This is a genomic window from Nostoc sp. (assembly GCF_036917755.1).
Lineage (GTDB): Bacteria > Cyanobacteriota > Cyanobacteriia > Cyanobacteriales > Nostocaceae > Nostoc.
Map to the genome: position 1 here is coordinate 1 of NZ_JBALFC010000053.1, position 10,522 is coordinate 10,522.

The window sequence follows — 10,522 nt, forward strand, 5'->3', positions numbered from 1 at the left end:
TACAAAATATGCTTCGACATTTAAATCAAATCCCAAATCATCGGCTTCTGTCTCTGCTATTTGACAGTTAACCACTATTAAGGTATCGGGGTTAAGGTTTACTACCTGCTCTTGGCGCTTTAATAATTCTTGCAGCACGAAATCAGGCAACAACTGGGAACTCTCCTCAAGTAATTGTTTTTGAGTTTCTGGGGAGTAACGAGTTTTTAATTCTTGCGTGATTAAAGTTAAAATATCTTCAGTAGCTAAATTGACAACTATCTTTTTATCTGCGGGATTAAGGAAACTTCCAAGATTCAGATTAATGTGTTTTTTAATTGGCATAGTTCTGTAAAATTATTTTAAGTTGAGCAGAGCATTCACAAATAAAGCGAAAACTTTTTCATCAAAAACTACTATCTCATTAATTCTGACAACATCTGCTCCAAAATATCTTCTATAGTTTCTTCATCTAATGAGTGCAGAGGTGTTGGGCCAGCTAGAAATTCTTTAATAGTGATTTTCTGTTCTCTAAAATCCTTAACAAAATCCCGAATCCCAGAAACGACGTTAATTTGAGATTCCATTGTTTCTACTATCGCAGCCATAGGGTCAATGCCTTTTTTAGCAGCTTTTCGAGAATCGCAAACCATCGTCCCTTCTGGAGTATTTTTTGTCAAACGCAGTTCCTGTTTCAATTTTTCATATTGAGCCAGGAGAATTTGATTGTGCTGTTCTAAAGTTCGGCATCTACGGGTTAAATCATCTTCGTTATTATTGTCAATAATTTCTAAGGGGTGTTGACTTCGTTCAATTTCAAGAAGTCTTGCTAAATCCCCTTCGTGGTAGGCTTTATTGATTGATTTCATGATTTCTGTGTGAGACCTTTGTGTTTCACTGTCTATGGCTTTGTCAGGGTGAAAGATTTCAGCTAATTTCAGAAATGTTTGACGAATTTTTCTTTGGTCATCTGTTCTGGCTACAGAGGCAGAGTCTACAGACTGTTGTCCTTGCCAATATTGATGCTGTTCTTCACTAGTTTCCTTTGAAAAATCTGATTGGGAATCTTCATTGTCAAACGATTCGTCTAATGTATCTAACTGTTGGCTGTTGGGTTTTAGACTGATTGCTCCAGTTACCTGTAGGTTACGGTAAACTGCTTGTATATTTTTGAGGGTTTGTTTACCGAACTTTCTAGTAGTAAAAATCTCCTCAAACAGAGCATGGATTTCCTGGTCTAACTCAGCCATTTTTCGGAAACCGGGAGTAGCTTTATTGAGAAATTCTGTGCCAAAAGAACGCATCTGTTCAACAAAGTTCTTCAGTTCTGTGCGCTTTCTCTTAATCTGTTTGAGTAGTGATTGATGTTCTTTTTCTAAAAATTCTAAGCGGATATGTAATTGAGACAGAGCCAGTGGAGTTGCAGGAGTAGATTGGGATGGAGGTGGGGTTTTTCGAGCCATAGAAGATTTAAGATTATCAAGGGAAAAAAACTCTTTCCTTCAATTGACACCTCAATGAGGATACACGAATATCTACTGAGATTAATTTCCTGGAGATAGTTGTGTTTGTAACCGATGTACTTGTTCTACACTTAAACCCGTGATTTGTGCAATTTCCGGCACAATCATTCCTCTTTGTAGTAGATTCAATGCAATCTCTTCTCTTGTTTTTTGGGCAGCTTTTTGTTCCCAACTAGTAACAATTTCCATGATTTCCTCCCGCTCAGTTAACCCCATTGTATCGATAGCCGCTTGGAAAACTTGCTCTTCGGTTGTATTCAGGCGCAAATACGTATCCACAAACCCCGAAATCAATTGCATTCGTGCTGGGTCTAACTTGAGAGTTGCCAGCAGCCGCAAGCATTCCGCCTTCACCTGCGGACGTTCCTCACGGCGAATATTCATTTTTGACATAAGTGCTGCTGCCACCGGATTTGGCTGTGTTAAAAAATCTCGCCAAAAAGTAATGCTGCTCTACACTGCCACTATCCTACACACAACAGATTTACACTCCCCCGGAAAATTAACACTAACCATCCAGTTACCCAAGTATCCAGTTATGGGTTAAAGTCTAGACTCAAAACTGATTGATATACCTGTGATAAGTTCATAATTAATTCTCTTTCATCTGGCGTGAACTCAGTCCATTGCGGCGCATCTGTCACCAATTGAGCAAATTTATCAGGGCAAGCGTATTCAAACTCCAGGATCACGCCGCAACGCTCATCAATCGTTGGTGTACCGAGGTAATTCCTTAACAAGGTCTTCCCCGCATTCCACCCGTTCAATTGCTAACTGAGCATAATATTTAACCCGCTCCCACTAAGAATCACTGAGTTCTGATTCTGTGTCCATACCCAAGAGATTATTACTCCAATAGTTAGAAGCAATCACAACTGCAAACCCTTAAAGTGACAGTACCACCAGATATTGAGGAAGTCTACCTGCATGAGATGAGGGACAGGTTCTGGTAGCAATGGAACAGGAATGTACGTTAAGCCCAAGATGCAAAATGTAATTGAGTTTGAGCCGTCGCCATCAAATCTGTTTACCTTGAACAGGTGTTGCATATACCCAAACTTCTAACCCATTTGAACCTTTTTCCCATTCATCCGGTCTAATAAATACAAGCGTGCGATTCGGATAGAGGAGAACGCCTCAGGTGTTAGTTGTGCCAGCCAAGGTTAATAAAGCAAATCAATCAGAAAGCGAATCTGATAGTTATCTAGTACAGCAGTGCCTGCGGGGTGATACCCAAAGTTACGGTCAGCTTTACCGACGCCATCAGCAAAGAGTCAGGTCAATCCTTTATAAACTATGCACTCCAGCCTCTCTCGACGATGTAGTGCAGGAAGTGTTTCTGCAAGCGTGGAAAGGATTGCCCAAGTTTCGCCAAACAGCAAAATTCTCTACCTGGGTGTACCGAATCGCTTGGAACGTGGCTTATGACCAGCGACAGGCAGATGTTCAAAGGCGAACTCAATTACAGATTCTGAGTCAAAAAACTCCTACCCAACAAGAAGCGCCTGAGTTAATGAATATGCATTATCAAGACCTTGTGCAACGGGGACTGGCAAACCTCAGTTTTGACCATCGGACGATCTTGGTTTTGCATGATTTGGAAGAAGTACCTCAAAAAGAGGTAGCAAAAATCCTGGACATTCCTCTGGGAACAGTTAAGTCACGCCTATTCCATGCTCGTGCTGCCATGCGTCAATTTCTCCAAAACCAAGGAGTACAGCTATGACTCAGTTGCCCAATGATGATGCTGACCTAATTAATTTTCTCTGCCAACATTGTCCAGAAGTTCCGCCAGCCTCACCTGATTTAGAACAACAAATTTTACAACAGGTGAAAACTTGGCCTCAAGCACCCTTACGCCATTATTCTAGGCTGAGGTTAGTTCTGCCTGCTCTTGCTGCGGGATTAGTAGCGGCTATAGTTGGCTACCGTGCCTTGATACCTGCTCAACCGAGTCCGGCTGAACTTGCCGAATTGGAAACTTTTATTGAAAGCAATTGGCAAGCTACAGCCAGTAGCGAACATCTGGGAAGTGATGTATGGCATTTTACAGACTTAGATACTGAATAGGAGATCGCTTTGATGTTAATGCGTCGTGTTTCCATTTTGGCGGTGGCAATGATCGCCCTGAGTAGCACTATTGCTCTGTCCAAGCCAACTTTACTTTCACGCCAAGTTATTGCCCAAACCCCCACAACTGTACCTCGGACAAATGGTGGTAAATCAGGGGGATGGCTCAAGGATTTGAATTTGACATCCGAGCAACTGCAACAGATTAAGCAAATTCGTAATCAATCCAAACAGCAGATAGCCGGAAAATCACAGGTGATACGTCAAGGGCAACAGGAATTACATGACCTGATAGCAGGGACAGCTAGTAAAGAGCAAGTGTTTGGTAAATATAACCAAATCAAGCTTGTAAAGCAGCAGCTTGCTGATGTCCAGTTTGAAAATACCCTTGCTATTCGGGAAATCTTGAACCCAGAACAACGGCTGAAATTTGCCGATCGCATGTATAAGAAAAATCTTCGCCCAAATCCTCCACCCGCAGCACAACACAATTAACTCTATGAGTGTCAAGCCGAAATATTGGGTGTTGTTGCTGTTTATCTTGCTGGGGGGAATTGACCCCAGTTATGCAGCCTCCACACCTATTGAGCCAAAAGTATTACATATAATTAATCGCCTCAGCTTTGGCCCTCGCCCTGGAGATGTGCAAAGAGTGGAATCTATGGGTGTAGAGCGATACATTCAAGAGCAACTCTCACCTGATTCCATTCCCGAACCGCAAAGTCTCACCAGCCAACTAAACCAGCTAGATACTCTCCACTTGAATCCAGTGGAACTCTCAGAACATGGCACAACTCATCTGCCAGGACAAAAACCAAGCCTTGAAGAAAGAAAAGCTGCCAATAAGTGGGCTAAACAGGTGCTAGATCAGGCAGTCCAGGCGCGGTTATTACAGGCAACTAGCAGTCCTCGACAACTCCAGGAAGTGATGGTGGACTTTTGGTATAACCATTTTAATGTGGATGCTGGTAAAGGACGCGATCGCCTCTGGGTGGGAGCTTATGAACAAGAGGCGATTCGACCTTACGCTTTGGGTCGCTTTCGTGACCTGTTAGGGGCAACAGCTCATCATCCAGCTATGCAGTATTATCTAGACAACTTCCAAAATCGGGCTGACAGCCGCCCCGATGCTCAGGGTAATGTCCAAGGTTTGAATGAAAACTATGCTCGTGAACTGATGGAGTTACACACTCTCGGCGTAGATGGAGGTTATACTCAGCAAGATGTAATTGCTCTGGCGCGGATTTTGAGTGGTTGGGGTTTCAGTCGTCCCGGTCAGCAGACAGATAATAATTTCGGATTTTATTTTAACCCAAAGCGTCATGATTTTAGCGACAAAGTTTTCCTGGGACACACAATTAAAGGCGGTGGTGAAACCGAAGGAGAGGAAGCTCTAGATATTTTGGCTCGGAGTCCGGCGACTGCACGTCACATCAGCTATCAGATAGCTCAATATTTTGTCAGCGATCGCCCCCCCAATTCTCTGGTAAACAATCTCACACAACGTTATCTTGCCACTGATGGCAATATTCGTGAGGTTCTCAACACCCTATTCCACAGCCGGGAATTCTGGGATGCAAAAAACTTTAATGCCAAGTTTAAAACACCACTTCAATACGCGATCTCGGCGGTGCGAGCCACAGGCATCGAAGTGAATAATACAAGACCAATCTCCAACCTGCTCCAACAGTTGGCAATGCCTTTATACCGTTGCCAAACTCCAGATGGTTACAAAAATACCGCAGATGTGTGGTTAAATCCTGATGCGATGAACCGCCGCATCAGCTTTGCGACAGTGATCGCCAATGGAAATTTACCCTTATCAACCATGCCAACAAATATGGAAGCGGGGGAGAGTCCACTGGGACAAGGCAAAATCGGCACTGAGCAAATACCTTTACAAAAGTCTCCCAGAATTCCTGTAGATGCTTGGCAACTAACCAATACATTGGGCAATTCTTTTTCAGTGAAAACGCAGATGGCGATCGCCTCTAGTGACTCTCAAATCCGTAGTGCTTTAATTTTGGGCAGTCCAGAATTTATGCGTCGTTAGTTGTCAGTTACAAAACTCAACTCATAACTCAATATATAGCGTTTTCTTTTCCTAATCAATATTTAGGTACATCATAGTCCCCTCTCGAAGAGCGAGGAGGGGGTTGGGGGTGGGGTTCTTGTACCTTAGCTATAGCAACTGAGATAGAATATGCCCTCTTAGGGCACAGATAACTTGTATTCTACCGAATTGAAAACAGTCATAATTAAGTACTTTTAAAGATGAAAAGACGTAATTTTCTCATCCAAAGTGGAATTTTTTCAACTGCGGCAATCACAGCCATAGGTAGCAATGCTATTGTAGCTAGATCCGCTATCCCTAACAGCGATCGCCAGCGCTTGATTGTAATCTTCCTCCGGGGGGCGGTAGACGGTTTAAACGTTGTAGTTCCTTACTCAGAAACAGCTTACTATCAAGCTCGACCGCAAATTGCTATTCCCCAACCAGGGAAGGAAGGGGGAGCCTTAGATTTAGATGGGCGCTTTGGGTTGCATCCAGCATTAGCTCCTCTGATGCCCTTCTGGAAGGAGAATAGTCTGGCATTTGTTCATGCTTGTGGTTCCCCCGATCCCACTCGTTCTCACTTTGATGCTCAACAATATATGGAAAACGCTACTCCTGGTGACAAACATACTCAGGATGGTTGGATGAATCGTTTACTAGGGGTAATTTCTCAAAAAACACCTATCCAAGCAGTAAGTGTCGGAGAAACAACACCCTGGATTTTTTCTGGTCGGATGCCTGTAGCTAACATAGCATCAGGGAGAAATGCTAGCAGACCTCTGGCAATAGATGATCGTCCTCAATTAGCAGCAGCATTTGACCAACTTTATGGCGGTAATGATGCCATAAGTCAGACCTATCGCCAAGGACGGATGGCGCATCAGGCGATCCTGAATGACCTGGATAGTGAAATGAATTTGGCGAATAATGGTGCGCCTTTACCTGATGGCTTCGCTAGCGATGCCCAACGATTGGCGCAACTAATGGTCAAGGACCCCAGAATTCAGCTAGGGTTTATGGCTTTGGGGGGTTGGGATACCCATGTCAATCAAGGTAGCACTCAAGGACAATTAGCTCGGAACTTAAAAAAATTGGGTTCAGGTTTGGCAACTTTGGTCAACGGTTTGGGGAGCGTTTACCAGAATACGACAATTGTGGTGATGTCCGAGTTTGGTCGTACAGTCAAACAAAATGATAACGGTGGTACTGACCACGGTCATGGGAATGTTATGTGGGTTTTGGGCGGTAAAATTCGCGGTGGTAAAGTTTACGGTGAATGGCCTGGTCTATCTACAGCCCAACTCTACCAAGGTAGGGACTTGGCTATTACCACTGATTTTCGGGATGTTATCTCTGCCGTGTTGTTAGATCATCTGCATCTCAACGAAGCAAAATTGAATCAAGTGTTGTCAAATTACGCCTCTACTCAGAAAGTAGCATTAATTGTCAAGTAAGGGACTTCCAAGAAATAAAATATACAGCTAGTAAAAATGATAATCATTATAAGGGGGGAGGGTAGTAAGCTAAACGTAAATTCAGATGATATTTCTGAGAAAATTATCTACACAAGTAATACCACTAGTTAATTCTTTAATTTCTTTACTAATTGTGACACTTTTATTTAAAAGGGCTGGGAATTGAGTACCAGTTCCAAAAGAGGACTTGTCAGCTTACCCCAAATCAGCCACAGAAGTAGGATGACGTAATCATCAAGATGCAAGCGCGATATCCGTAGTTGGTTTACTCATTGTTGTTACTGTACCTCACCAGACTAGAAAATCCTATAATCAGAAATATCGTTTTAAACTCTCACGAATGAACCTTTGGTGATGAATTTACCTACGAGATTATCAAGCTTGATAAACTTATTTGAATCCTCTTCGGGTGTGTCAAAGTTACAAGCGATGGTGCTGTAATCTACTGTGGACGTGGCATAGTCAGTAGAATTATGATAAATGCCGCCACCTTCACCAGACTTGTAATTACTAGAACTGAGTTCGATCCCAAAAGCTTTATTGTGCTTGATAGTGCTGTTACCCACTGTTAGATTGCCATCGTTGTAGATGCCAGCACCAAAGTGTGCCTGATTGTCACTAATGGTACTGTTACTCACGTTAATGTTGCCTAAGATTAACATGTCGTGGAAAACAACGCCAATGGGGCCACCTACTGCATAGAAATATCCATTGATACCATCGATACCGCCGCCGTCCGATGTAGCCGAATTGCCAGTGATGGTACTCTTACTCACCAATAGGGTTTTACCCCTGTTATAAATGCCACCGCCGTCCAATGTAGCCGAATTGCCAGTGATGTTGCTATAATTAACTGTGATAATCTCATCGTTCAGAAACTGGCCGCTCGCAATCCCGCCGCCGTATGCCGCAGTATTGCCAGTGATGTTGCTGTTATTTAGTACAAAAGAGGAAGAGAAAATCCCGCCGCCATTGCCTGACGTAGTGTTGCCAGTGATGTTGCTGTTGTTCACTACAAGTCCACCAGAATCACTGTTAATCCCGCCGCCACTGTAATAGTCAGAATTGGTACCTGTTTTATTGTTACTAAGAGTACTGTAGTTGACCGTAAGTGTGCCATCGTTGTAAATGCCGCCGCCACCGCCGTTCTCGTAGGAGCTACCGGCTTCCGCAGTATTGTTATTAAGAGTACTGTGGTTCACCGTAAGGGTGCCATTGTTGAAAATGCCGCCACCGCCGCCATTGGCATCGGCAACACTGGAGCTACCGGATTCCGCAGTATTGTTATTAAGAGTACTGTAGTTGACCGTAAGTGTGCCATCGTTGAAAATGCCGCCGCCGCCGCCAAAGCCGTAATTGGTGCTACCGGTTTCCGCAGTATTGCCAGTGATGATGCTATTGTTCAAGGTAAAAACGCCTTCATTGGAGATAGCACCACCTCCCGTGCCTTTGTAGCTATTGGTAATAGTCAGTCCGTTAATCGTAGCTGTCGCACCACTAGCAATATCAAAAACTCGTGTTGCGCTATCATCCTTAACAGTTAATAAGTTCGGATTTGTGCCTTGAATGGTCAGGTTATCTGTGATACTCAGACCACTACCAGTCAGATTGATGGTATGAGCGATCGCATCAGAAAACAGTCCACCAAAATTGATGATATTTGTTCCGCCAGCGAGATCGGCATTTAGAATTTGCTGCCGTAGTGAACCTGCACCACTGTTATTAGTATTAGTGACGGTAAATGTAGACATTGATATGACTCCAATTTTTTTCTCGTTGTCTAAAAATTGATATCAAGAATCATGCTGATAATACTACGAATCTGCAAGCATTTTTTCTACTGCTACCATCTGTGAAACGTCAAAGTCAATTTCAGTAAATCGCAAAGTTTTTCTCAAGAACGATCATCAATTAAAGAAGTCGGAAGTCGGAAGTCGGAAGTCGGAAGTAAGTTTTGTGACTCTTATTTAGACCCCGACTCAAAACTTACAGGTCTTGAGAACCGGGGGACTTAAACCCACGGTACTCGGTTAAATTAATATACGAATGAACCTTTGGTGATGAATTTACCTACAAGATTATCAAGCTTGATAATCTTATTTGAATCTTCTTCGGGTGTGTCAAAGTTACAAGCGATGGTGCTGTAATCTACTGTGGCAGTGCCACCACTAGAGTTGTAAATGCCGGCACCATCGCCAGACTCTTCTTGACCAGAACTGAGTTCGATGCCGAAAGCTTTATTGTGCCTGATAGTGCTGTTGCCAACCGTTAGGATGCCATCATTGTAGATGCCACCGCCAAAGTGTGCTTGATTGCCACTAACGGTGCTGTGGTTCACGTTAACGATGCCTAATTGAGTATATGTAACAGTGCCAGAATAGTCGCCGCCGTCATTAGCATTATTGTAGATGCCGCCACCAGATGTCCCTGCTGTATTGTCATTAATGCTGCTATAACTCACGGTAACGATGCCAAATTGATTGTCGCTACCGTCCCCGTTAGAGCTAGAGTTGTAGATTCCGCCGCCATAATCGCTGGCATAGTTATTACTGATGCTGCTCTGACTCACCGATAGAGTGCCATTATTGTAGATACCACCTCCAGTGGTTGCCCGATTATGACTAATAGTGCTATTTGTTACCGTAAGTCTAGAGAGAAGTGTATATCCTGGACCACGATACCCTAGAGAATAAATGCCAACATTGTAGATCCCGCCGCCCTCGCCGTTTGTCGAATTACCAATAATAGTGCTTTCATTCACCGCTATAGTGCTTTCATTCACCGCTATAGTGCCATCGCTATAAAAAGTGCCATCGCTATAAATGCCGCCCCCATGTTCGCTGGCATAGTTATTACTGATAATGCTGTTATTCACCGTTATAGTGCTATAACCATAATTATTGATATAACTTTTGTAGATCCCGCCGCCGTCGTATTGTGCCGAATTGCCACTGATGGTGCTATTATTCACCGTTAGAGTGCCATCATTGTAGATCCCGCCGCCATTGTACTGTGCCGAATTGTCACTGATGCGGCTGTTAGTCACGTTTATAGTAGTGCCTTCGTTGTAAATACCTCCGCCCAAGCCGCTGCCGAAGGTAGCGACGTATTCTGCTAAATTACCAGTGATGATGCTATTATTCACCGATAGGATGCTACTCCCACTGTAGTAGATCCCGCCGCCGTTCCATTGTGATGTATTATCAGTGATGGAACTGTAGTTCACAGTAAGACTGCCATCGCTGTAAATACCTCCGCCGTCCCATTGGCATAAATTATTACTGATGGTGCTGTTGTTCAGTGTGAGACTGCCACTGTTGTAAATAAGCTGTTACGCAGCTTAATTGTATAATATGAGGTTAATAACCTAAGCTATTATCAGCTACCCATGCCAGCAAAAAACCATCTTTCTCAAGAGC

At 43.5% G+C, this 10,522-nt stretch carries 11 protein-coding genes; 5 read left to right on the plus strand and 6 right to left on the minus strand.

All coding sequences use genetic code 11. The features are described 5' to 3' along the window. The 4 genes from V7L05_RS13165 to V7L05_RS13180 form a co-directional block, all read right to left on the minus strand. On the minus strand, window positions 1-324 hold a 324-nt coding region (locus V7L05_RS13165; protein WP_335164585.1), incomplete at its 3' end, for a hypothetical protein. A 71-nt stretch (window positions 325-395) separates the two neighbouring features. Beyond that, the gene (locus V7L05_RS13170; RefSeq protein WP_335164586.1) at window positions 396-1,442 is read right to left on the minus strand and encodes a J domain-containing protein; all 1,047 of its coding nucleotides are present in this window, start codon (window positions 1,440-1,442) and stop codon (window positions 396-398) included. A gap of 81 nt (window positions 1,443-1,523) precedes the next feature. Then, window positions 1,524-1,895, minus strand: a complete 372-nt coding sequence (locus tag V7L05_RS13175) for a hypothetical protein (protein WP_335164587.1) — start codon at window positions 1,893-1,895, stop codon at window positions 1,524-1,526. A 143-nt stretch (window positions 1,896-2,038) separates the two neighbouring features. Then, a complete protein-coding gene (locus tag V7L05_RS13180; RefSeq protein ID WP_335164588.1) occupies window positions 2,039-2,242 on the minus strand; it encodes a hypothetical protein in 204 nt (67 codons plus the stop codon). A 401-nt stretch (window positions 2,243-2,643) separates the two neighbouring features. On the opposite strand from V7L05_RS13180, the gene V7L05_RS13185 reads away from it, so the two are divergent. The 5 genes from V7L05_RS13185 to V7L05_RS13205 all read left to right on the plus strand — a co-directional run bounded on the left by V7L05_RS13185 (window position 2,644) and on the right by V7L05_RS13205 (window position 7,082). Next, complete coding sequence (locus V7L05_RS13185; RefSeq protein ID WP_335164589.1) at window positions 2,644-3,228, plus strand: sigma-70 family RNA polymerase sigma factor; 585 nt, start codon at window positions 2,644-2,646, stop codon at window positions 3,226-3,228. Next, window positions 3,225-3,572 carry a hypothetical protein gene (locus V7L05_RS13190; protein WP_334889958.1) on the plus strand — a complete coding sequence of 116 codons (348 nt, stop codon included), beginning with the start codon at window positions 3,225-3,227 and terminating at the stop codon, window positions 3,570-3,572. Before V7L05_RS13185 ends, V7L05_RS13190 begins: the two co-directional genes overlap by 4 nt. A 12-nt stretch (window positions 3,573-3,584) precedes the next feature. Further along, window positions 3,585-4,067 (plus strand): Spy/CpxP family protein refolding chaperone, encoded by a 483-nt coding sequence (locus V7L05_RS13195; RefSeq protein ID WP_335164590.1) that lies wholly within the window; start codon window positions 3,585-3,587, stop codon window positions 4,065-4,067. 4 nt (window positions 4,068-4,071) lie between these two features. Continuing rightward, window positions 4,072-5,625, plus strand: coding sequence for a DUF1800 domain-containing protein (locus V7L05_RS13200; protein ID WP_335164591.1), 1,554 nt, complete (start codon window positions 4,072-4,074; stop codon window positions 5,623-5,625). A gap of 221 nt (window positions 5,626-5,846) precedes the next feature. After that, on the plus strand, window positions 5,847-7,082 hold the full coding sequence (locus V7L05_RS13205; RefSeq protein ID WP_335164592.1) for a DUF1501 domain-containing protein: 1,236 nt from the start codon (window positions 5,847-5,849) through the stop codon (window positions 7,080-7,082). Between the two features lie 347 nt (window positions 7,083-7,429). Here the strand turns inward: V7L05_RS13205 and V7L05_RS13210 are convergent, their stop codons facing one another. Further along, window positions 7,430-8,854 carry a hypothetical protein gene (locus tag V7L05_RS13210; protein ID WP_335164593.1) on the minus strand — a complete coding sequence of 475 codons (1,425 nt, stop codon included), beginning with the start codon at window positions 8,852-8,854 and terminating at the stop codon, window positions 7,430-7,432. Window positions 8,855-9,138: 284 nt separating this feature from the next. Beyond that, window positions 9,139-10,329 carry a hypothetical protein gene (locus V7L05_RS13215; protein ID WP_335164594.1) on the minus strand — a complete coding sequence of 397 codons (1,191 nt, stop codon included), beginning with the start codon at window positions 10,327-10,329 and terminating at the stop codon, window positions 9,139-9,141. Between the last annotated feature and the right edge of the window lie 193 nt (window positions 10,330-10,522).